Raw genomic sequence first — 24,126 nt, forward strand, 5'->3', positions numbered from 1 at the left:
TCGAACTATTTGAACTATTAATTTTCTTTATTATCCAAATACACGGAAACAGCTGCGAACACTAATGCGAGCACAGACAGAACGATCAGTGTTGGACGCATAACCGATGCACAATGCATCATTGGGCTCTTGCACACGCCAATAAGGAATGTTGTAACAGCGAGCATAAGCAAAGCGTTCACAACTACAGCAATATTTAAACCAATGCGAACATTTTCTTTAACAAATAGCGCAATAATTCCAAGTACTGCAATAACTAAGCCAATTCCAATAGCTGCACGACCTGTGTAGTAGCATGCCATAGGTTGCATCATCATATGCATTTTTTGCATGCCTCCGGTTGAGCATGGCTTTGCAAACGTCAATGGTGCAACGGCAATAAGCAAGCCGAAAATAATTGCAGGAATTGATGCGAATAATTTGTTTTTCATAATTGATACCTCATAGATGTATATGAATTATTTTTTAGTGTCACATTTTCCTTAATGCAACACGCTTCTCGGCGCTCACACCAGCAAACGCCACGTCCTTGTTAAAAATTTATCTTACATTAAAGTGCATAAATAAAAGATTTTACAATTTTTCGATTGGTGCAACTCTAAGCATTAGTCGCTTTACTCCATCGGAGCCGAAATCGACTGTAATAATTGAGTTTCTGCCCTTATCTTGCGTTGCTAACACGGTTCCTAAGCCGTAAGTATCGTGAGTAATTTTGTCGCCAACTTGGAAGTCTTGAATATTTAGATGATTATCTTTATTCATAACTGCAGAAGTTGAACCAACTTTTGTTGCGCTTGTTGAAGTCGCAGTTTTTGCAGTAACTTTGCGCGTTTTTACTGCACTTGACTTAGACCAATTCGATTTAGAATAAGACGAGCCGTAAGATGAGCCGTAAGAAGAACCGTAAGAAGATCCATAAGACTTGCTATAAGACTTTCCGTAAGAAGAGCCGTAAGACTTAGAGCCATACGATTTATTTCTTCCGTAAGACTTAGAGCCATACGACTTTTCAGAACCGTAACTGCTTCCACCATAAGTTGTTTTTTCACTAAACGCATCGCTATAATCGTCATCCCAGCCGCCGAAATCACCATCGAAATCGCCGCCGAAATCACTATCAAAATCGCTATCGAAATCATCGCCACGCCTAGACGAAGCGCCCCAACGCTCAACATCAGACTCTCTGCGCTTCCAATCAATCAAATTATCTGGAATCTCATCCAAAAACTGGCTTGGAAGCATATCTTGAGCCTGCCCCCATTGCGCACGAACAGCAGCACGAGTAACATACAAACGCTGCTTAGCTCGCGTAATACCAACATAAGCAAGACGACGTTCCTCGCAAAGCTCGCCATCGTCTTCCAAAGCGCGAGAATGCGGAAAAGTTCCCTGCTCCATGCCAGTTAGGAACACAACCGGATACTCCAAGCCCTTAGCTGTGTGAAGCGTCATCAACGTAACTTTACCAGTGTCCTCATTTTCATCCGGCAATTGATCCGAATCAGCCACAAGCGCTGTCGTTTCAAGGAATCCAGCAACACTAGCATCCGGCGTATTCTGCTCATACTCAGCTGCAACCGACTGCAATTGCGACAAATTATCCACGCGAGCGGCATCTTGAGGATCTTCAGAACGTTGCAAATCCTCCAGCAAACCACTGTCGTTCAGTATGCTGTCAATAACCTTAGAAGGTTTCGAGTCATCGTTTTGCATACAAGTAATTAAATTGTGCATAAGCTCGCGGAACTCTTTAAGCTTTGTTGCAGTGCGAGTTGGCATGCCTTCGATTGACTCCAAATGTTCCAAAGCTTGCCAGAAGCTAACTCCTTGTGTTTGAGCGTAAAGCGTTAGCAAAGCCTCCGCACGCGCTCCAAGCCCACGCTTAGGCACATTCAAAATTCGGCGCATATTCACATCGTCATCCGGGTTTGCCATAGATTGCAAGTATGCGAGCGCATCCTTTACTTCGCGTCGCTCGTAAAACTTTGTGCCGCCAACAAGTTGATACGGAAGACCTGCTTTAACGAGCGCATCTTCTAGCGAACGAGACTGTGCATTAGCGCGATACATAATCGCCATATCCGAATAAGCAACGCCTTCTTCACCTGCCAATCGCGCTATTTCTTGCGCAACCCAAGCTGCTTCCTGTTGAGCACTGTCTGCTGCATAACCAGTAATTGGAGCGCCTTCACCTAATGCCGTCCACAATTTTTTAGGCTTTCGTCCTTGATTATGCGAAATAACTGCGTTTGCAGCATCCAAAATAGTTTGCGTAGAGCGATAATTTTGCTCAAGCATAATAGTTGTAGCGTTTGGAAAATCTTTTTCAAAGTCTTGAATGTTGCGAATATCGGCTCCACGGAAAGCGTAAATCGACTGGTCGGAGTCACCTACAACTGTGATTGATGCAGGAGCGCTATTTTGCTGAGATGTATTTGCGTTATTTTGTTTTACATCCACTCCTGCAAGCTCGCGAATAAGCTCGTATTGAGCGTGATTCGTATCCTGGTACTCGTCTACGAGAATATAGCGGAACTTATGGCGGTAATATTGCGCAGCTTCTGGTACCTCGCGCATGAGTTGCACAGTTCTCATAATTAAATCGTCAAAATCAACCGCATTTGCTTGAGATAAGCGATGCTGATATTCCGCATAAATAGTTGCGTAAACAGCTTCAGAATTGCCAGCGTGCGCAATTTGTTGACCTGCAACACCCGGCTTGTAATCGTTAGCATACATGTCTAGTTGCTCACGCCAAGTGATTAAACTATTTTTGCAATCCGAAATCTTGCCCAAAATGCTGCGTGGCGTAAAACGCTTAATATCAACGTTAAGCTCTGTTGCAATAATTTTTACTAATCGCTCGCAATCGGAAGTATCGTAAATAGAAAAGCCTGATTTTAAGCCAATATACTGCCCTGATCTGCGAAGTATTTTCACACATGCAGAATGGAACGTCGAAACCCACATAGTATTTGCTTCGCTGCCAATAAGATTGCTTAAACGTTCACGCATTTCGGCAGCTGCTTTGTTTGTAAAAGTGATAGCAAGAATTTGGCTTGGCCAGGCACCTTTTTGACTTAATATCCAAGCTATTCTTCGCGTAAGAACTCGCGTTTTGCCGCTTCCAGCTCCTGCTCCAATAAGCAGTGCCGGTCCGTCGTATTGGACTGCTTGAGATTGTTGCGGATTTAAGCCGTCGAGTAGTTTTTGCGCGTCAACTGCAACTCTAGAATGTGCGGAATTTTGGGAATATTCTTGAGATTCTTGAGATTCTTGAGATTCTTGAGATTCTTGAGATTCTTGAGATTCTTGAGATTCTTGAGATTCTTGAGGAGGCACTGATGCTTGAGGAGGCACTGATTCTTGATCAGACGCATATTCTTGCTGCGTAAAATCAGGCTCTTTAGCGTAAGCGTCAGCATACTCGTCGTAACTGTAGTTGGCATAATCATTCGCATCCGCAACATTCTCGTAAAAACTATCGTCAGAATCGAACGAATCAACTGGATTCCCCAACAAATCACTTACATATCCGTAATCGCTATCTTTTGCACTCATATTTGCATTCATACTTGCGCCCATACTTACGCTCATACTTGTACTCCATTAATGCTGCCAATTACCTACGTTTTAGCTTCAGCAATAAAACGCCCCCACGTTTTAATTGCGCACGTATTTAATCAGGTTTACCACATGCTGCAGTCGTTTTTACTCGTATTGTGTCACGAACGTGGGTATGCTTGAGCGTACTGCAAGTAATTGTTCGTAAGAAGGGGCGCATCGTGCAAGAATTGGAAGAACGCATTCTCCAAGATGGTATCGTAAAACCAGGCAATGTATTAAAAGTAGACGCTTTTTTGAACCACCAGTGCGATGTGAATTTATTTGATCATATGGGAGCCGCTTGGGCTGAGCATTTCCGCGACGCAAATATTACTAAGATTCTTACGATTGAGGCTTCTGGTATTGGAATCGCATGTGTTGCAGCACGCCATTTTGGTGGAGTTCCTGTGGTTTTTGCAAAGAAAGCTCAGTCAATTAATCTCGATGGCGACCAATACGTATCTACGGTATTTTCTTTTACAAAGCAGCGCGAGTTTCCGGTGATTGTGTCACGTAAGTATTTAAGTGCGGAAGATCGCGTGCTTATTTTGGATGATTTTTTGGCGAACGGCAAGGCTTTGCAAGGATTAATCGACATTTGCAATCATGCTGGAGCTAGCGTTGCAGGCATTGGAATCGCTATCGAAAAAGGCTTCCAAGGTGGTGGAGATGCGCTTCGTGAAGCCGGATATGACTTGGATTCGCTGGCGATTGTTGACGCGATGGATCCTGTTGATGGGTCGATTTCGTTCCGTAAGTAGCGCTCCGACCTGCTTTCGCGCTTGCTTAATGTGGCGCGAGTTTGGGGGATTTCTTTATTTGCGATTTTCTTTTCGATATTCTTGCGTTTCGTCTATGAGTTTTGACTGGTGTTTTCTGCAAACGGTCTGATGAGCCTCGAAAGTTTTCAGCATCGCAAGTCCCGTCCTTCGTCGCTTTAACTGTTAAAGACTTTACTGTCTGCTTTGTTCTTAAAAGAACGTAGCTTCCTCAGTCCTCTTTTATTGCTCTGCCCGAAAACTTTTGAGGCTCTACCACACTAAACAACAACACAAAACTCATAGACTCGTGCAGAAAGTTACGTAAAGTGCGTGGTTTACTAAGTGCAGCTAAAGTCGCGCAATTAAGCTGCGGTGTGGTGCGTGGTTTGTGTGCCTGGTGTAGTTTGTGCAGCAGCACGGACGTTAGCGTTCTCTAGGCAATAAATACTCAGCGTCTGCAGAGCAATACTGTTAAAGTTCACTAAGCAACAAGTAATCGACGTTTGCAAAGCATTACTGCAAAGCTACAAAACCACTTTTTGCAGAAGCATTACTGCAAAGCTACAGAAACAACGTTTGCAAAGCACTGGCGCAAAGCTACAGGAGGTTTGAGGGAAATACGACCCTTAATTTACGCGACTGTAAAATTTATGCCGCTTTCGGGGCGTAGCCGACCGTTTCTTTACACGAGCGTAAATTTTCTGCCGTTTTTTGGTGCGTAGGCGACATAAACTGCGCGCGACTGTAAAGCTTCTGCCGCTTGTTCGCTGTTTCGCGACCTTTATTTTACGCGACTGTAAAGTTTCTGCCGCTTTCGGGCGCGTAGCCGACCGTTACTTTACACGCGCGTAAAGTTTCTGCCGTTTTTTGGTGCGTAGACGACTTTTCCTTTACGCCCTCGTAAAGTTTCTGCCGTTTTTTGGTGCGTAGGCGACATAAACTGCGCGCGACTGTAAGATTTCTGCCGGATTCGGGCGCGTAGACGACCATTACTTTACACCGCTGTAAAATTTATGCCGGATTCGCGCGCGCAAACTCATTGAAGCACGTTTAATTGTGAAGGAAACGAGAAAAATTTTTCGCAAATGGTAATTTTGTCGAAAAATACGATAAAGTAGTCCGGTTGGTATACTTCAACACGTATTGCAACAAACAATTGATTAGGTGGCTAAACATATGACTGAAGTGGTGATTGCAAGCGCTGTACGTACGCCTATTGGCAAATTCGGCGGCAGCTTATCTTCGCTTTCCTCAGTTGATTTAGGAACAATCGCAGCAAAAGCAGCAATAGAACGCGCCGGAATTAGCTCACACGACGTGGATCAAGCTATTTTTGGAAACGTATTACAAGCAGGCAGCGGACAAAACGTTGCTCGCCAAATTGCGTTAAAAGCAGGCTTAGATACTTCTAGCTGCGCAATGACAATTAACGAAGTATGCGGATCCGGTTTAAAAGCAGTGCGCTTAGCACAATCCGCAATCGTTATGGGAGACGCGCAAGTTGTTGTTGCAGGCGGCACTGAAAGCATGAGCAACGTGCCATTTTACGCAACTAATTCGCGATTTAGCGGACACAAATACGGGAATTTTGCGCTTATTGACGGTTTGCAACGAGACGGCTTAAACGACGCTTTTACTGGCGACGCAATGGGCGTTACTGCAGAAAATGTTGCAGCAAAATTTGGTATTACTCGCGAAGCACAAGATATTTTTGCACTTAAATCTCACCAAAAAGCTGTTGCCGCTATTAAACGAGGCGATTTTGCTTCTGAAATTGTGCCAGTAACGCTTGCAAACGGAACTGTTATAACTCAAGACGAGCATCCTCGCGAAGATACGTCTTTAGAGCAGTTGTCGAAATTGCGCACGCTTTTTAAAGCGTCGGAAGAAACTTCAGGCGCAACTTGCGAAGTTAGCGAGAACGAAGTTGGCAAGCACGAAATTAGCGAGAACGAAGTTTGCAAGCACGAAATTAGCAAGCACGAATCGACTGTAACTGCCGGAAACGCAAGCGGAATTAACGACGGAGCTGCAGCTCTAGTACTTATGAGCAAAGATTACGCGCAAGCGCACGGAATTGAATATCTTGCGCAAATTGTGGGATTCGCAGAAGGCGGAATCGACCCAGATTTAATGGGATACGCTCCGAAACATGTGATGGAACGCATGCTAAATGCGACCGGTAGCAACGTTGACAACATTGACTTATTCGAAATAAACGAAGCATTTGCAGCGCAAAGCATTGCTGTTTCAGAACAACTTCATATTGACGAGTCAAAACTAAACGTACGCGGTGGAGCAATTGCACTCGGTCATCCGCTGGGCGCTAGCGGAGCTAGGATTTTGACGACGCTTATATACGCTTTGCGAGATAGCAATAAGTTGAATGGAGTTGCTGCGCTGTGTGTCGGCGGCGGAATCGGCGTTGCGATGCAAGTTAGAATGCGAAACAACTAAGTCAGAATGCGAAACAACTAAGTCAGAATGCGAAGCGATCAGAAGCATTCGTAGTCTACAAATCATGAGGTGATTTCGATGACCGCTTTTCGTGAATTAAGCGTGGAAAATCGCATAAAAACCTTGCAAAATGAGGGCGCAATTAACGATACTGAGGCAACATTTTTGCTTAAACAGTTTGCGGAAAGTTCTGATACTACAATTCCTGCAGACGTTGCAAATCATATGATTGAGCATCAAATTGGAAAGTATACGCTGCCGGTTGGCGTTGTGCGTGGGCTGATTGTGAACGGCGAAGTGCGGGACGTGCTGGTTGCAACCGAGGAGCCGTCCGTGATTGCAGCTGCGTGCAATGGGGCGCGGATTGCGGCAACAAGCACTGAAGGCTGCATTGTAGCAAACTCGCCACAATACGTGACTACAGCGCAAATAGCTTTTGAAGACGCAGACGGGAGCGTGGCGGCGCGCTTGCACGAGATTGTTGAGGATTGTGCAAAGGTTGCAGAGTTGTTGCGCATTGCAAACGAGTCACACCCATCAATGAGTAAGAGGGGTGGCGGCGCGCGAAAATGCCGCGATTCAGCTTTGCACGGCTTCGCAAAGCTCGAGATTGACGTAGACACATGCGACGCAATGGGCGCAAACACAGTGAACACTATGGGCGAAGCCGTCAAAGCCCAGCTGGAGAGCTGGCTCGGCGTGCAGGCGCTAGTGGCAATACTCACGAACACCAGCCGCGTTGCCACCACAGCAGAGGTGCATATACCGGTTGAAGCACTGGCATCCAGGCGGCTGGAAGACTCTGAGCGAGAGTGCGAAGGAAAGCGCCTTGCGCGCCGAATCGCGGCATTGAGCGCGCTTGCCGCCAGCGACCCTGCGCGCGCCGCCACGCACAACAAAGGAATCCTAAACGGAATCGCAGGAGCCGCGCTCGCGTCAGGAAATGATACGCGAGCGCTAGAATCGGCAGCACACGCGTGGGCGGCGCGCTCCGGTCGCTACCTACCACTGTCAAAGTGGAACACCGAAACTTTAAACGGAAAAACCATACTCCATGGCAGTATCGAAATTCCGCTACAGATCGGCATTGTTGGCGGCTCAATCTCATCGCTTCCAATGGCAAAACTCGCGATCAAAATCGGCAATTACAAAAACGCAAACGACTTTAGGAACACGCTTGCCGCGCTCGGTTTGGTGCAAAATCTTGCGGCTCTTCGCGCACTAGCAGGCCCTGGAATTCAAGCAGGTCATATGGCATTACAGTCTTCAAACCTAGCAATTGCAGCAGGTGCCAAAGGTGCGGAAATCGCGGAAATCGCGCATGATATTTTGCAACTTAGCCCTGCAGAAAGAACTACAGAAAAAGTTACGCAATTACTTCAAAAGTTACGAGAATCAAGTAAAAATTAAGAAAAATTAAGAAAAATTTAGGAATTTTAGGGCAAATGAACACACAAAATACCGAAACATCCGCAACCACAACCTCAGCAACCACATCAGCAACCACTCCCCTTGCCGTCGGCATCGACCGCATCTCCTTCGCAACGCCGCACTATTACCTAAATCTCGAAGAACTGGCGGAACACCGCGGAATCGACCCTAACAAATTCACAATCGGAATCGGTCAAAGCGAACAATCTGTGCCACCAAATCACCAAGACATCGTCACTCTCGCCGCGCAAGCTGCGCTCCCGCTGCTACCACACATCGATAGCAATCGCCTCAAAATGCTAATCGTCGGCACAGAAAGCGGCGTCGACGCAAGTAAATCGAGTGCTCTGTACGTTCAAAATCTGCTAAAACTCACGCCGTGGGTGCGCTCTATTGAAGTAAAAGAAGCTTGTTACGGCGGCACCGCGGCTTTGATGATGGCGTGTGACTACGTGCGCGCGCACGCCGAAAAAAATCCGCAAGTGCTTGTTATTGCAGCCGATATTGCGCGCTACGGTCTTGCTACACCTGGCGAAGTAACGCAGGGAGCAGGTGCTGTGGCAATGCTTGTGAGTGCGAATCCGCACGTGCTTAAAATTAACGACGATAGCGTTGTTAAATCCGCTGATATTCAGGACTTTTGGCGACCTGTTTACCAGGACACTGCGCTTGCTCGCGGCAAGTTTTCGACTGAGCAGTACATACAATTTTTCTGCGACGTGTGGCAAAAGTATTGTGCGCAAAACGGTTGTAATTTCAACGATTTTGCCGGATTGTGCTTCCATTTGCCGTATACGAAAATGGGTTTGAAGGCGCTTAAGGCTGCGATGGATTCTTGCGATAATACTTGCGCTAATTCTTGCGATAATTCTTGCGCTGATAGCAACTTAAGCGAGTCGTCGCGCAATCGCTTACTTTCGCGCTACGAAACCAGCACGAAGTATAGCCGTCGCGTAGGAAACATCTATACGGGTTCCCTGTATTTGGGATTGCTGTCTTTACTTGAGTTAGACGAATTTACTTGCGAAAATAGTAATCTTACTGCACTTAAAAGCGGCGATAAGATTGGGCTATTTTCTTACGGCTCCGGCGCTGTTGGTGAATTTTTCAGCGGCACGATTGCGCCAGGATTTACAGATGCGCTGTTTGCTCGCGAGCATGCGGATATGCTTGATTCGCGCGTGCGTTTAAACGTTGCTGATTACGAGGAGATGTTTGAAAGCGTTGCGCCTTACGCTCCGGAAGATTTCGAAAGCAGCACGTCTTGCCGCGAAGGTGTAAGCTTCTTCCTCGACTCAATCACTTCTCAAGAGCGTCATTATTCCACGCGCTAAAAGCGAGTGCGCACACGTTTCAATCGGATTCTCGCGCGCAACCGACCATTCCTTTACACCGCCGTAAAGTTTCTGCCGTTTCTTCGCGCATAGGCGACATAAACTGCGCGCACCTGTAAAGTTTCTGCCGCTATCCCGTGCACAACCGACCGTTCCTTTACACCGCTGTAAAGTTTCTGCCGTTTCTTGCGATTCCGCACTCTAAAAACCATCGGAACAATCCCCTGCAAATGTTTCTGAAGCTTTGCAGTAATGCTTCTGCAAAAAGTTGTTTTGTAGCTTTGCAGTAATGCTTTGCTAACGTCGATTATTTATTGCTTAGTGAACTTTAACAGTATTGCTCTGCAGACGTTGAGTATTTATTGCCTAGAGAACGCTAACGTCATTGCTGCTGCACATGCCACACTAGGCACTCCTACCACACCACAAAACAACGGTGGGCGAATTTACTAGTGAGGGGTGGGTGTGCTTGAAAGGTACGAATACCAGTGTGGTAGAGATTTGAGATTTTTCGCACTGAGCGCGGCGAACGTCAGAGCCGCAGGCTGCTGATTCGCCAAGCGAAGAAGAAAAATCGAAAATCTCGGCGATAGGATGAGGTTATTAACGATTGGTAAGCAGAGTTTGGGAGATTTCTCTACGAGTACTAAAAGAGGACTGAGCGAACGCAACACAAGATAAATAAAGTTAAATAACGTAAAAGAATTTTACATGAAAGCGGAGTGAAGGACGGGACGTACGAGGAGAGAAATCTCCCAAAACTCGCGCCACGGCTAAAAGAAATTCCTATCTCACACAGCCACACAAGAAACCCGCCAGCCAAAAAACCAGTCCCCAAAACTCGCGCCACACCAAGAAAGCTCGGCAGAATAAAAAAGCTTCAAGCGCGAAATGCAGCAACACAAACCTGACACACTACGTTAAACACACTAGCCCACACTTTCTGCGTCTTTATTGACGCAGAAAGACCTCGCTTGCGTTGGAAGCACACTGTGCTTCCAACCCTGAGCAAGCTCGGCGAATTAAAAAAGCCTAAAGCAATTTCACATGCTTTAGGCTTAGTTAATTCGCGGATGAGGCGAGATTCGAACTCGCGGTAGGTTTCCCTACAACGGTTTTCAAGACCGTCTCCTTAGACCGCTCGGACACCCATCCATTTGCGCACGAAAGCAATCAAATTGCCGCTTTCAACGCACAAGTGGTAAGCATATCATCACGTATAGAACGCAACACACAAACGCAACACACAAACGCAACACACAACACCCAGATTCAAAAAGCTTATAAACTAAAAACAAAACCCAGGCAATTTCCCGGGCTTTGTAGTTAATTAAACGGTTTTTTTGAAACAAACACCGTGTTTACGCAAGAGCAACACTCACGCTTCCCACTTAGTAGGCTCAATGACTTCCTTGCCACCCATATAAGCTTGCATAGCCTTTGGAATATCAATCGAACCATCTTCATGCTGATGATTTTCCAAAATAGCCACAAGCCAGCGAGTAGTAGCCAAAGTGCCGTTAAGCGTACTAACTGGACGAGTTCCGCCATCTTCCATGCGTTCGCGCACATTCAAGCGGCGAGCCTGATACTCAGTGCAGTTAGAAGTAGAGGTAAGCTCACGGTAACGACCTTGCGTTGGAACCCAAGCTTCGCAATCAAACTTACGAGCAGCAGAAGAACCAAGATCACCTGCAGCAGTATCAATAATGCGGTAAGGCACTTCCACCTTAGCAAGCATTTCCTGCTCCATACCAAGCAACTTCTGATGCTCAGCGCGAGAATCTTCCTGCTTGCAATAAACGAACATCTCAACCTTATCGAACTGATGCACGCGAATAATACCAGAAGTATCCTTTCCAGCAGCACCAGCTTCACGACGGTAGCAGCTCGACCAACCGCAATAACGCAAAGCACCATTGCTTAAGTCAAGAATCTCATCCTCGTGCATACCAGCCAAAGCAACCTCGGAAGTACCGACCAAATACTGATCATCTGGCTCGCGCAAACGGTAAATCTCGTCCGCGTGAGAATTCAAGAAGCCAGTTCCGCGCATAACTTCCGGACGAACAAGCGTTGGCGTAATCGCAAGCGTAAAACCGTGCTCTTCAGCTTGATCTACAGCCATAGTAAGCATTGCGATTTGCAAGCGAGCCACAGCACCGCGCAAGAAGTAGAAGCGAGAGCCTGCAACCTTCACGCCACGACGCATATCAATTCCAGCAACGCCAGTTCCAAGAGTCAAATGATCCTTTGGCTCAAAACCTTCAGCTGCAAAATCGCGAGGCGTACCAACCTTCTTAACTACAACGTAGTCGTCTTCTCCGCCTTCTGGAGCTTCATCTTCAACGATGTTAGAAAGCTTCCACATTGCTGTAGTGTAGTCGGCAGTAGCTTTTTCGGATTCAGACTTGTATTCTGCAACCTTCGAAGCTAATTCTTTAGTTTCTGCAATAAGCGCAGCCTTTTCTTCGGCACTAGCTGTTGCAACCTTCTTACCAATAGCTTTTTGTTCGGCGCGAGCTTCTTCAAAAGCCTTAAGAGCATTACGGCGCAAGTCATCGCTGCGCAATACTTCATCGACGAGCTCAACGGATTCACCACGCTTGCGCTGCGATTCCTTAACTACGTCGGCATGTTCACGAATAAATTGGATATCAAGCATGACTCCTAGCCTAGTGCCGCAAGACGACAGATAAGCGCACTATTGGCAACTTTATGCAAGGCGACACATATAATAGAGCAAATACGCAAAATATTGAGGGGGTAATATGGCAGCAATACATGCTACTACAGAAAATTTTGAGAAGATTGCTTCAACAAACGAAATAGTTGTTGTCGATTTTTGGGCAACGTGGTGCGGTCCATGCAGGTCTTTTGGTCCTATTTTTGAGAAGGTCAGCGAAAAATATCCCGAAATTCCTTTCGTAAAAGTTGATATTGACAAAAGCAACGAGATTGCTACAGCTGCTCAAATCCAAGCTGTTCCAACAGTAATGGTTATTAAGCGCGGCGAAGTTATTTATAGACAAGCTGGAGCATTACTAGCTTCTGATTTGGAAGATTTGGTTGAACAAGCTAAATCTTACGAATCTAATGATTCTGAATCCTGATTCATAGACTATGCCACGAGATATAATATGTGAGGTTTTGCATATACGTTTGCGCATACGTTTTAACGCGTGTTTCTAATATTTTATTAGTTTACGTTGCTAGCGTTAGCAAGTATAAGTAGAGTAATTGCAGAAATAAGGAGGGTTATGGCCAGTCACCGTAAGCATACTGTTACGCTTGGTTCACTCAGTTTACGACAGTGGGCTAAAGTTAGCGCGGTTATTTTAGGCTTCATTGCTTTGGTGATACTTGGTTTTGCCTCGCGAGATTTTTACGCTTCGTCTAAAGGTCACGCTGTTCAGGTTACTTCTTATTCGGCAACCGATTCTTCGCAAGTTTCTCGTAGTGCTAGCCGTCGCATGTTGCATGATGGCGCAACTTCATATGTTAACGTTGTTATAAATGGTCACCATCGTACTATTTTGGGCAATAATTTCACTGACGTAAAATCCGTTCTTGATGCCGGAGATATCACTCTTGAGCCACACGATGTTGTTACTCCATCTCTTACAACTAAAGTTAGCGAATCAACTGTTATTACTATTAATCGCGCAGGCGCAAAATTAGAAAATTCCGACGACCCAATCGCGTTTAACGTCGTTAAAAAGGAAACTGCTGCACTTCCAAAAGGTACTGAGAAGGTGCAAAGTGAAGGCGCTAACGGCGTAATGGAAACAGCAAAAATAGTTACTCGAGCTAAAGGAAAAATAGTTTCCTCTAATATTTTTGCTTCTTATGTTAAAAAAGCTCCAAAAGATAAGGTTATTCTTGTTGGAACTGGTGGCTCTTCTGCAGGACTTGGCTTAGCTGCTTCTATCGGCACAACTGTTCCTGCTGGCGAGATGCAACAATGGGCTCACGATTGGCTTATTTCTAACGGTTATAGTGAAGCTGATTTTACTGCAACAGTATTTATTATTTCTCATGAATCTGGCTGGCGCGTAAACGCAATGAATCCTTCTGGAGCTTACGGTTTACCTCAAGCTTTACCAGGCGCGAAGATGGTTTCTGCCGGAGCTGATTGGGCTACTAACTATCAAACTCAGCTCCGCTGGTTCTGGAATTATTGCAATGGTCGTTATGGCTCCATTCAAGGTGCTTACAATCATTGGCTTTCCTACCGCAGCTACTGATTAGAATCAGTCTAGATATCATTGCTTTGCGCAAATTAAGTTTTACAATTTTTCGTTGTAATAGATAAGAGAATAGACTTAAGTCGATTGACTTTTGCAACCTATACTTAAAACTATACTTAAAAATACACTTAAAAAATATACTTAAAACTACGCTTAAAAACGTTTTAAAAAAGAAACTACGTTTAAGAATAAAAAGGATGTTTTATTTTGATGCACTCAACATGGCTGTCTAATAAAAGCCAAAATCTCAGCCATGCGCTAACAGGCGAAGAAGCATACAATAACAATCGTCTTACACGTCCTGCTTTAATTTCTCTTGCTATTCTTACGTTTATTACATTTATTGGCAATTTCGCACAATTACAACTTACTGCAGCATTGCCAACAATAGTTCAAGAATTTGGCATAAGCGTCACAACTGGTCAGTGGCTTACTTCTATTTTCCAGCTGATTATGGCAATTATGGTTCCACTTACAGCATTTTTAACAAGACGCTTTTCTACTCGCCAAATTGTTATTACTTCCATGTCGCTTTTTACTTTTGGATCCGTACTTGCATGGCTTAGTAGCGACTTTATGATGGCACTTGTTGGCAGAACTCTTGAAGCTATTGGCACTGGCGTAATGTGGCCTGTTTTACAAATTACCGTATTCTCCGTCTACCCTGTTACTCGCAGAGGTATGGCAATGGGAAGCGTTGGCATGGCTATGAGTATTGCTCCAGCAATTGGTCCTACTATTGGTGGTTTGCAAACTGATATTAACGGATGGCGTTCTATTTTCTGCTCTCTTACTATTATCGGAGTAATATCCGTCGTTTTGGCAGTATTTTTCTTGCATAATTTTGGAGAACACGATCCTAACGCGCAGGCTGACTTCTTCTCTGCTGGTCTTTCGGTTATCGGCTTCGGCGGGCTCATGTTTGGATTCACTAATATTGAAGGATGCGGAATTTCCCACCCATTATCTTGGGCTCCTATGATTATTGGCGCTTTTGGAATTGCTTGGTTTGTTATAAGGCAGTTGCGAGCGCAAAAGTGCGGTCACACTCCTCTTCTTGGTCTTAATGTGCTTAAAAACCGCTACTTTATGGTAGGTACTATTTGCGCATGCCTTACATTTTTCGCTTTCAGCTCAATTATGGTGCTTATTCCGCTTTATATTCAGTCTGATCGTGGTTTTTCAGCAACTATGAGCGGCTTAATTCTGCTTCCTGGAGCGTTCGGCATGGCGATTTCGCAGTATTTTGGCGGTCGTATGTTAGATCGCTTTGGAGTGCGCCCAGTTGCTATGGCAGGCTCTATTATTCTGTTTTTTGGAACTGTAATGATGAGTCTTATTGACATGGATACGTGGATTTGGTGGATTTCCATTTGGCAGTTTACTCGCCAAATTGGCATGGGATTCTTGCTTATGCCAATAACTACGTGGTCTCTTAATTGTTTGCGTAAGGAAGAACTTGGCGACGGTTCGGCTGTAACTAATACTATGCGTCAGCTTTGGGGCGCTATTGGAGCACCTGTTTTAGTAGTTACAATGACAGTATTGACAACTCTTCACCATTCTGGCACAGGTCACGCTGCCGATGTTGCTGCTAGTATTTTCGGAGTTCAATGGACTTTGCGCATCAGTGCTATTATTACGGGAATTATGGCTCTTATAGTTATTTTTGGAGTCAAGGGCGAAGGTACAGGTTCTGCTCACAATCTTGCTCGTAGAGCTATCGATCGCATGCGCGTTTTGCATATTCCTCATTCAACAGAGCATCACGACGTAATGCACGATCACACTCATAATCATTACTAAACGCTTACAAAGTCGCTTACCAAAGCTTACCAAATCACTTACCAAGTCTCTTCACGAATACTAAGTTGAGCGAAATCTTTAATTTGGTAATTTTTGTGCAGAACAGTTATGCAATACGCTTTCCATACTCTGCTTTTCTTCGCGAGTTACAGTTAAACCATATTTATATTTAACAGCTATTTGTCTAGCAACATATTCGCACCTAAAGGTTTTGTTTGAAGGAAGCCAGTAAGCTGCGGACGCGGAACCTTTTTCTTGATTAGCAGCTCCTTCAACCGCGAGTAGATTCATCATATCGTTGCCAAATTTTAATCGTTTTGCACGATTCCATTTCCATGCTCCAGATTCCCACGCATTTTGTAATGCAACAACATGATCTATTTGAATTAAGGCACTAGTTTTTCGCCCACGCACGAAGTTAATATCTTTGCCAGTATACGGATCATGCAGCAAACCAGAACGCACTTGGCAGGATCCTGCGTACTTGTATTTCACATTTTGTAAATCACGCGTTAAAACGTCTTCCCTAACGTCACATCCGTTACCGTCATCGTCAGTAGTACGATATCCGAATACTTGACGCTCGTACCCGTAACGATAAGGCTTAGATATACGCAATTTTTTCAATGCTTGCGCAGCTTCTCCGCTTGCTTCATATTCTCCTGTAATCTTCCCAACGCTACTGTTTATTTTAGGAAGCAACAGACCAATAACAATCCCACATAAAACAGCAAACAACAGCATCCAAAACAGCGCAAGAAGCTGCCTCTTGTTAAAACGCTTACGCATGTTCAGTCCCCCAACCTAACTTATGCATATTTTATATTTTTAAATTAATATTAGTTACTGCTTTTAACTCTCATAACAGACGGTATTCTTTGTAAAACAACATCTACAACTTGTTGAATCATAATTACAAGCAAAACCATTGCCATAACGGCATAAACCGTGCTCCATGCTGGAATATTAGCTGGAACTGGATGAATAGTATGAGAAACCACTAGTGCTGCTACAGAAATGCTAATTAACGATATAGCAAGAACAAGTGCCGACATGCCTCCACTTTTACGAGCCAAACGCATTCTTTGTTGAGAAACTTTATGCATTGAAGAAACCATTCGATTAACACAATGCTCACCTTGCCTAAATGCAAGTACTTCATCGATACCAAGCTCAATATCACTTACTTCATTCTCAACTTCATGTTGTTCAATGCGCACTTTATTTGCAATATGCTTGGAGCGTATAAGTAAGTATCGAGGAACAATAAACATAATAAACACGCACGAAGCAATAGCTACATAAGACAAATTCGCATTGAAATAGTACAAAACAACCATAAGAGGCACAACTGCAAATATCATTCCAACATTCATGCTGATATGAGCTTTATGCCAACGTTCGTGATGTATATCTACACCTGCAAATGTTGTAACAAGAGTTAATGCACGAACTGCCATACAAGCAACAGCAACAATCACGCACTGTTGCATTACAAAACCAAATATTGGACGTCCTGCAACAGCAAACATTGCTGAAACAATAGCAACAGGAATACATACTGCAGAAACAAGATTGAGAGCAGTACTAAACATTGATATAAAAGCAAAAATAGCACGCTTAAACCTTGAGACTGTTCTCACTTCATAAGTGTAAGCAATACTTGCAATAGAAGAAATATTCTTGTTTTTATTAGAATCTTGCTGAGTAGTCTGCGTTTGCTCAACGCTTTGTGAGTTTTGCGATTCGTTTAATTTATTTAGTTGCGTAATATTTTTAGAACTATCATTAGCAACATGGCGATACGATTCTACAGTTGCTATTTCATCAGTTGCGCTAATTCCAGCATCATTTGGCATTAAAACTATTACATTCGCATAACGCGCTATGCGACGCAATATTTTAACAATTTCTTCAGCTTCATGATTGCTAATATCACATTGAGAATAATCAAAAACGTATACTCTAGTATGTCTTAAAATTGCTCTAGCAAGAATAATGCGACGCTTTAAATCTTCAGAATTATAGGATGCTTCAGGATTATTAAGAAGCCTATCTATCGGCATATCTAGACCGTCGTAATCAGCATAAACAACACCATCTATTCGCACAGCTCGCAATGCGTCCCACATTGCAGTGGTCGTAGCTGTTGGAGCAGCCAAAAGTAAGTTTTCTCGCAATGTTGTGGAAAATAGATGACTTCGTTCGCTAACTATAGTAACAATATCTGCTAAAGCTGCAGAACTTGCATCATTCAACGACAAGTAAGATGCACTATCGTTTGCGTCAAATACTTCAGAAACTACAAATGGAGAAACGTCGTCTTCATGAATATCATAACGATCGCTATAAGAAAGCAATATGTCAGCAGATTTATTAAAACCTGTGCCAGAAAGTATTTTCTCACGCATAACATGATGATATTTGCTTGGAATAACTTGCAATTCACCAGATTTTGCAATTATCGATAAACGCTGAGCTTCATTAGTATTCGCATTATTTTCCGAAATATTGCATCGCATACGCAAAGCGACATTGGTGGAACCATCAGGCAAAGATAACGTTGAACCATCGTCGCTAAATGCTATTGGAGCAGGAGAATCAGTAACCATTTTCAGCAATGCTTCAACATGATCCAAACCAGTAACAGCATGTTTGACTACATGCATATTCTTACCAACAATTCTCAATGGTTGGACGCTTAACATTAACAAAGGCATTGTTAACAGAGCTGCAGCAAGACCTACACCTTTAACAGAAGATAACCAAACAGTTGCAACAATTGCAAATCCAGCAACAACATATGCAAATAATGCACTTACGCAACGCCACGATACTGGGCTTAGCGCCAACGAGAATATAAGAGAAGCAACATTAAACAATGCAGCTAATGCGCAAATACCAGCTATAGCAGGGTTAACTGTAAATAGTACTGCAGAAACGACTACAGGAACAGGAATAGCTGCAATAATTTGTGGAACTAAAGAAGCAACAAAACTTTGTATTGCAAAAATATCTTCATTTACGCGCAAAGAAGTAACGTAATTAGAATCTTCAACATCCACAGAGCGTAGAGATAACATTGCGTGCAACATTTTAGGACGCAAACGCATAGCTATTCGCGACTCAATTTCTGCACAAACAGTACACGACCAGTAAAAAACTGCGTATTTCAGCAAAATAATCGCAGCTAAAGCAATAATGTAAGACGTAAATTCAACAGAACTCATTAAAGAAGTTCCAGTAGAACGAACAGGCCTTAATACTGGAGACAACATACCAACGCAAACGTAGACAAAAGCTATGTTTACAAGATAAGAAATCGCAAGACACGCCGACCTTAAAACAACTAGATGCTTAATTCCTGGCACGAACGCAAAGCAGCGATTTATCATCTCCCGATCCTTTTCTTTATTCCATATTCATTCAAAACCCACACACTCCCAACTGATGTTAAGATTACGCTTCACACACACCATCAACACGCCGGCATCCGCGTAATTATGCTGATTTTAAGCCATTTTGCAGCATCGCAAAATTATCTCAATACGGCACCAATAGAAGAACGCAATTTTAAGCTAGCAGGTATTTGCCCAACTCCATGAGACATATCTGGGAATGCTGGCTCAGGCCCATGATTCATCAATCTCAAAGCTTCACGCACTGCCAACGACCCTAATTGCTGCATATCTAGACTTACAGTTGTAAGAGGTGGGAAAAAATCACTTATTGCCGGAATATCGCCGAAGCCAACAACACTAATATCATTTGGAATTTTCAAACCGTGCTCATACAAGGAACGCACAACTCCTACTGCCTGCTCATCGCTTGAAGCAACAATAACAGTCGGCAACGCAATACCATCTATGCCAAATTTCTCAATCATATGATTCATTCGCGCGTAGCTTTCAGAAGACTTCCACGAAGTACATTGCACAATATGCGAATGAATACCTTGAGCAGTTGAAAGTGAACGCCATGCAATGAGTCGCGTTGCAGCGCCTCTCCATTGCGAAGGACCTGCTATATAAATGGCATTTCTGTGTCCATAATGCGCAATAAGTGACACAATATCGTTCATTGCGCGAGATTGATTAATACCAATCATTGAATACTCAACGTTGCTATGAGAGCGCAACATATTCATGCCTTCATGCGCGCTTATTGCACCATGAGTAGCAGTAACGCATACGCATGGCTTAAGAATACGCGTACGACACAGTGACGTAAATATTGCGTCTGTTGGAGCGTCAATTATTAATCCGTCGACATTTTGCTCTTCAAAACTCTCGCATAAATCTTGAATATCACTTTGTTCGCATAACGTTTCGTTGACCATGCTAATAGAAAGAAAAAGACCGCGAGATTTTGCTTGCGCTTCTATAGGAGCAATAATGTTTCGAGATGTTCTATTTTCTGCACCAACGATAAGCCCTAAAGTACGCGATTTCTTAGTTGCTAATGCGCGTGCTGAGTTACTCGGATAATACCTAAGCTGCTCAATAACTCGCAGAACTTTAATTCGCGTGCTAGCAGAAACATCAGGAGAATTATTAATAACGCGAGAAACAGTTTGATGACTTACACCAGCAGCGTGCGCAACATCGATCATTGACACGCGTTTTGCTTCATTTTTCGCCATATATACCCCTCGCTTATAAATGCCAAGACAGTCTATGCAAATCGCTAGGACCTACTTTTTTAATGGCATTGCGATGAGCTAAAGAACCGTAACCCTTATTACTTGCCCAATCATAGGCTGCATATTGCGGATTTTTAGCAAGAGATACCATAAGATTATCCCTAGTAACTTTTGCCAAAACTGCAGCTGCAGCTACGCTCGCGCACTGTCTGTCTGCTTTTACTAAAGTATGAACTTTTACAGGCTCAGGAACGTAAGGAGCGTCAAAAGTATTTGCGACTTTGTCAATATAATCGCAAGGTCCATCCAATATTGCTGCAATACAAAAGTTTGAATTTGCACACGAATTTGCACCCAACTTTGCACCAGAATCCGCATTTACGCTAAAACTTAGCTTTTTAATATCTTCCTCAACTTTAGAAATTGCTTTTAACGCAGCGACACCAAGCGCATAGCTAATACCCCACTCATCAATTTCTGTGTTAGTGCAAGACCCGACTGCCCAAGTTGTACACCATTTTTGCAACGGTTCATAAAGCTCTTCTCGACGCTTTTCACTAAGCAATTTAGAATCAGCTAAGCCTTCAGGCATATAGTTTTCTTTTACTTGTTTAATTCCAATAACTGCAGCTCCTACCATCACAGGACCTGCAAGAGAGCCTCTTCCTACTTCGTCAAGACCAATAACCCAATCATAGCCTTCGCAAAGCAGATCTTTCTCATATTTAAACGATGGAATAAGCGGTATATTGGATGATTTATTTGGCATAATTAAAATCAGTAGATACAAGTCGTGCTAACACAATTTCGTTAATACTAATTGTGTTGATAACAATTGCGCTAATACTTTTATTTTGCAGGACGATCAGGCACATCTTTAAAATCATCATGGTGTTCGTCTAAAAGACCAATTCGATCAAGCGGCCACGATCTAAACACAGCAACGCCCTCGATTTTGGAAATAGGAACTAAACCGTCATCGCCATCATTGCGATGGTATCGTGAATCTGCAGAATTAGAACGATTATCGCCCAAAACAAACACGTGACCGGCTTTGACTTTTACTTTAAACGGAAAAGCACTCGGGTCAACACCAGGACGAATATAGGAAGATTCTCGTATTGGAACACCGTTCACAACAATAGGCTGCCCAGCGCCTTTACATTCAACAGTATCTCCAGGCAAACCGATAAGACGCTTAATTAAATCCTTGCCAACAGCACCGGAAGAATTTTCACCACTCAACCAATGTGCAGGATCCTCAAAAACAACAATATCTCCACGTTTTAATGGGAATAAGCGCGGAGTTAGCTTAGTCGTAATAACATAATCGCCAATATGAATAGTATCTAGCATAGAGCCAGAAGGAATTGTGTAAGCTCCAAATAGGAATACACGAATAAGTATCACTACTAATACTGGAATACCGAACCATGTTATAGCATCGCGCAAAGTTAGGCGGTCATTTTTAGCACGCTTAGAATGTGCAAAATGCTTACCTTTTCTATTTTTGCGCTTAAACATGCGAGAGCCGGAAGGTAAATCTCCTTCCGGCTCTGGTGGAACCGGTGAAGGATCTATACCATGACCCGCTACTGAAACGATATGAGTATCGCTAATTTGCGTGTCATCAGTCATAACAAATACCCTTCACATAAGTTCTATTTTACTTAGCAGAGTTATCGCGACGCTCAGCAATACGAGCAGCCTTACCACGCAAAGCGCGCAAGTAGTAAAGCTTAGCGCGACGAACGCGACCGCTACGAACCAGCTTAATCGAATCGATAGCTGGAGAATGGAGTGGGAAGCGACGCTCAACACCAGTTCCGAAGCTCACCTTACGAACTACGAAAGTTTCACGCACGCCAGCACCCTTACGAGCGATAACAACGCCGGTAAAGGTCTGAATACGAGAGTTATTACCTTCCTGAATCTTCACGTTGACGTCAACGGTATCGCCAGGACGGAAAGCTGGAATTTCTTCAGCAGCCTTAAGATGCTTAGCATCAAATGCTTCTACAGCATTTACCATAATATTCCTCCATCGCCGCCGCATATCGACGCATAGTAAGCGTTAGCAACAAATGCGCTACGCAAATCTTTCCCCAAAAAGTTCGCTTTTTAGGGGGCTTCCGATCCGCGCAATCTTAAATAAGAAGCGACTAGACCTAAAAGATAAAAGAACTATGCGGCATCCCTTTATCGAAAGCATACAAGTACCAAATTTATGCTCAATAATGGACATTATTGAGCATAATTCCGCACTATTCCGCACTATTTCAGCGCACAACTCCATCGAGAGGAGCAGTTTCAACTGTACGAGTCAACTCGTCATCATCAGCGTCATAATCAAACAACTCGCCGTAACGACCCCAGCTAATTGCAATATCAAACTGCTGACGTGCCAAAGCATCAGTGTGCTTACTGCGCAACAAATCCAAAATCAGCTCGCCACGAAGCTTTCCGTTACGATTCCTACTCAAAGCTTGATCAATTGCGTGCACAAGAGGCGCATGTTCAATCGCAAGACGAGCAAAAACTTGCTTACTGTGCAAAATATCGGCATTATGCCACTCTTCACCCTCAGAAGTAATAGTAATATGACCGTTTTCTGCAGTAAGCAAATTAAGCATCGTGCCAGCATCGACAAGTGGGAACAAATCATCAATCTCAAACGACAAATCAGCTGCCAAATCAGCCAAATCAATGCCATCTGGGCTTTCAGAAATCACGTCAAGCAAACCAGCCATGCCACCTGGTGTAGCATTTGGAAGCAAACGAACAGCCACAGGTTCTGCCTTTGCCTCACCTGCTTCAGCTTCATCCTCACTTTGCTTATCTTCATCTTCATCGTCATGGTGGCGCTGAATAAGCATATCTGCAATTGCTGCAGCTTCGTTATCTTCAGCATCTTCATTAGTTGCATTATTTGCTTGATCTTGAGAATCAGCATCTTCGCAAGCGTCTTGCTCTGCAGTGCTTTCTGGAGCAGAACCAGTCAAAATAGCATACAGATTATCAACCATCGCTTCAAATTCAGCACTGTGCTTATCTCGAGGACGAGGCAAATCAACATTCACATCAGCAATTAAGTGACCTGGATGAGATCCAAGAACCACAACGCGATCAGCCATTTGCACAGCTTCTTCAATATTGTGCGTCACAATAAGCACAGACTTAATATCTCGCTCTTCGCTAGACCAAAGCTTAAGAACTTCCTGACGCAAGTTTTCTGCAGTAAGCACATCGAGAGCAGAAAATGGCTCGTCCATAAACAATGCATCCGGTCGTAGCACCAACGCGCGCGCAATACCAACTCGCTGACGCATACCGCCGGAAAGCTCCTTAGGATACGCTGTTTCAAAGCCGTCCAAACCGATTGCGTCAATTGCAGCTAAAGCAAGCTCAGTACGCTTTTCTTTACTAACGCCTCTAGCACGCAATCCAAGTTCCACATTGTCTTGTACGGTAAGCCACGGCATAAGAGCGAAGGTTTGAAATACGATTGCAACCCCTGGGTTTGGGCCTGTCAGCTCGCGTCCGCGGTACGTTACAGTGCCTTCTGTTGGCTGCACAAGACCAGCCATTGTGCGTAGGAAAGTTGATTTTCCAGCACCAGAGCGTCCCAATATTGCCACGATTTCACCTTCGCGAAGAGTGAAAGAAATATCGTGCAAAACGTGCTGAGTAGTGCCACTGTCAGAAGTGAAGCTTTGACTGATGTGCTTTGCGTCGATAATATCGCTTGTAATTGAGGATTGCACTTTTTTTGCATTGCTATTTAAAGTATTCATAATTTTGCCAATCTTTTTCATAAAATTTTGTTATTTTAAGCGATT

The 24,126-nt window shown here is 43.9% G+C and carries 17 protein-coding genes and 1 tRNA gene; 7 read left to right on the forward strand and 11 right to left on the reverse strand.

Annotated features, from left to right (window positions below; translation table 11 throughout):
* Positions 1-17: 17 nt before the first annotated feature.
* Complete coding sequence (locus AC1EK3_RS03450; protein ID WP_415687644.1) at positions 18-431, reverse strand: DUF4418 family protein; 414 nt, start codon at positions 429-431, stop codon at positions 18-20.
* Between the two features lie 142 nt (positions 432-573).
* A complete protein-coding gene (locus AC1EK3_RS03455) occupies positions 574-3,597 on the reverse strand; it encodes an ATP-dependent helicase (RefSeq protein WP_480033528.1) in 3,024 nt (1,007 codons plus the stop codon).
* 188 nt (positions 3,598-3,785) lie between these two features.
* On the opposite strand from AC1EK3_RS03455, the gene AC1EK3_RS03460 reads away from it, so the two are divergent.
* The 4 genes from AC1EK3_RS03460 to AC1EK3_RS03475 all read left to right on the forward strand — a co-directional run bounded on the left by AC1EK3_RS03460 (position 3,786) and on the right by AC1EK3_RS03475 (position 9,589).
* Positions 3,786-4,367: a xanthine phosphoribosyltransferase gene (locus tag AC1EK3_RS03460; protein WP_004110321.1), complete on the forward strand. Its 582-nt coding sequence runs from the start codon at positions 3,786-3,788 to the stop codon at positions 4,365-4,367.
* A 1,176-nt stretch (positions 4,368-5,543) separates the two neighbouring features.
* Positions 5,544-6,824, forward strand: a complete 1,281-nt coding sequence (locus AC1EK3_RS03465; protein WP_480033527.1) for an acetyl-CoA C-acyltransferase — start codon at positions 5,544-5,546, stop codon at positions 6,822-6,824.
* A gap of 78 nt (positions 6,825-6,902) precedes the next feature.
* The gene (locus AC1EK3_RS03470; RefSeq protein WP_480033526.1) at positions 6,903-8,234 is read left to right on the forward strand and encodes a hydroxymethylglutaryl-CoA reductase, degradative; all 1,332 of its coding nucleotides are present in this window, start codon (positions 6,903-6,905) and stop codon (positions 8,232-8,234) included.
* A 35-nt stretch (positions 8,235-8,269) separates the two neighbouring features.
* Complete coding sequence (locus AC1EK3_RS03475; protein WP_480033525.1) at positions 8,270-9,589, forward strand: hydroxymethylglutaryl-CoA synthase; 1,320 nt, start codon at positions 8,270-8,272, stop codon at positions 9,587-9,589.
* Between the two features lie 1,070 nt (positions 9,590-10,659).
* Here AC1EK3_RS03475 and AC1EK3_RS03480 read toward each other — a convergent pair.
* Positions 10,660-10,744, reverse strand: a tRNA-Ser gene (locus AC1EK3_RS03480).
* A gap of 223 nt (positions 10,745-10,967) precedes the next feature.
* Complete coding sequence (gene serS, locus AC1EK3_RS03485; protein ID WP_480033524.1) at positions 10,968-12,254, reverse strand: serine--tRNA ligase; 1,287 nt, start codon at positions 12,252-12,254, stop codon at positions 10,968-10,970.
* 106 nt (positions 12,255-12,360) lie between these two features.
* Here serS and trxA point away from each other — a divergent pair, with 106 nt between their 5' ends.
* The 3 genes from trxA to AC1EK3_RS03500 all read left to right on the forward strand — a co-directional run bounded on the left by trxA (position 12,361) and on the right by AC1EK3_RS03500 (position 15,645).
* On the forward strand, positions 12,361-12,702 hold the full coding sequence (trxA, locus tag AC1EK3_RS03490; protein ID WP_119526986.1) for a thioredoxin: 342 nt from the start codon (positions 12,361-12,363) through the stop codon (positions 12,700-12,702).
* Between the two features lie 147 nt (positions 12,703-12,849).
* Positions 12,850-13,836 carry an aggregation-promoting factor C-terminal-like domain-containing protein gene (locus tag AC1EK3_RS03495; RefSeq protein WP_480033523.1) on the forward strand — a complete coding sequence of 329 codons (987 nt, stop codon included), beginning with the start codon at positions 12,850-12,852 and terminating at the stop codon, positions 13,834-13,836.
* 213 nt (positions 13,837-14,049) lie between these two features.
* Positions 14,050-15,645, forward strand: coding sequence for an MDR family MFS transporter (locus tag AC1EK3_RS03500; RefSeq protein ID WP_480033522.1), 1,596 nt, complete (start codon positions 14,050-14,052; stop codon positions 15,643-15,645).
* 78 nt (positions 15,646-15,723) lie between these two features.
* On the opposite strand, the gene AC1EK3_RS03505 is transcribed toward AC1EK3_RS03500, so the two are convergent.
* From AC1EK3_RS03505 to AC1EK3_RS03535, 7 genes are all read right to left on the reverse strand, one after another.
* Positions 15,724-16,434, reverse strand: coding sequence for an HNH endonuclease family protein (locus tag AC1EK3_RS03505; RefSeq protein WP_480033521.1), 711 nt, complete (start codon positions 16,432-16,434; stop codon positions 15,724-15,726).
* 50 nt (positions 16,435-16,484) lie between these two features.
* Positions 16,485-19,040 (reverse strand): ABC transporter, encoded by a 2,556-nt coding sequence (locus tag AC1EK3_RS03510; RefSeq protein ID WP_480033520.1) that lies wholly within the window; start codon positions 19,038-19,040, stop codon positions 16,485-16,487.
* Between the two features lie 143 nt (positions 19,041-19,183).
* On the reverse strand, positions 19,184-20,287 hold the full coding sequence (locus tag AC1EK3_RS03515) for a LacI family DNA-binding transcriptional regulator (RefSeq protein ID WP_480033519.1): 1,104 nt from the start codon (positions 20,285-20,287) through the stop codon (positions 19,184-19,186).
* A gap of 13 nt (positions 20,288-20,300) precedes the next feature.
* Positions 20,301-21,056, reverse strand: coding sequence for a ribonuclease HII (locus AC1EK3_RS03520; protein WP_480033518.1), 756 nt, complete (start codon positions 21,054-21,056; stop codon positions 20,301-20,303).
* Positions 21,057-21,136: 80 nt separating this feature from the next.
* Positions 21,137-21,925: a signal peptidase I gene (gene lepB, locus AC1EK3_RS03525; RefSeq protein ID WP_415687961.1), complete on the reverse strand. Its 789-nt coding sequence runs from the start codon at positions 21,923-21,925 to the stop codon at positions 21,137-21,139.
* A gap of 28 nt (positions 21,926-21,953) precedes the next feature.
* Positions 21,954-22,319, reverse strand: coding sequence for a 50S ribosomal protein L19 (gene rplS / locus AC1EK3_RS03530; protein ID WP_415687960.1), 366 nt, complete (start codon positions 22,317-22,319; stop codon positions 21,954-21,956).
* Between the two features lie 247 nt (positions 22,320-22,566).
* A complete protein-coding gene (locus AC1EK3_RS03535) occupies positions 22,567-24,081 on the reverse strand; it encodes an ABC transporter ATP-binding protein (RefSeq protein ID WP_480033517.1) in 1,515 nt (504 codons plus the stop codon).
* Positions 24,082-24,126: the final 45 nt, after the last annotated feature.

Source organism: Gardnerella sp. C0026F2 (assembly GCF_056590715.1).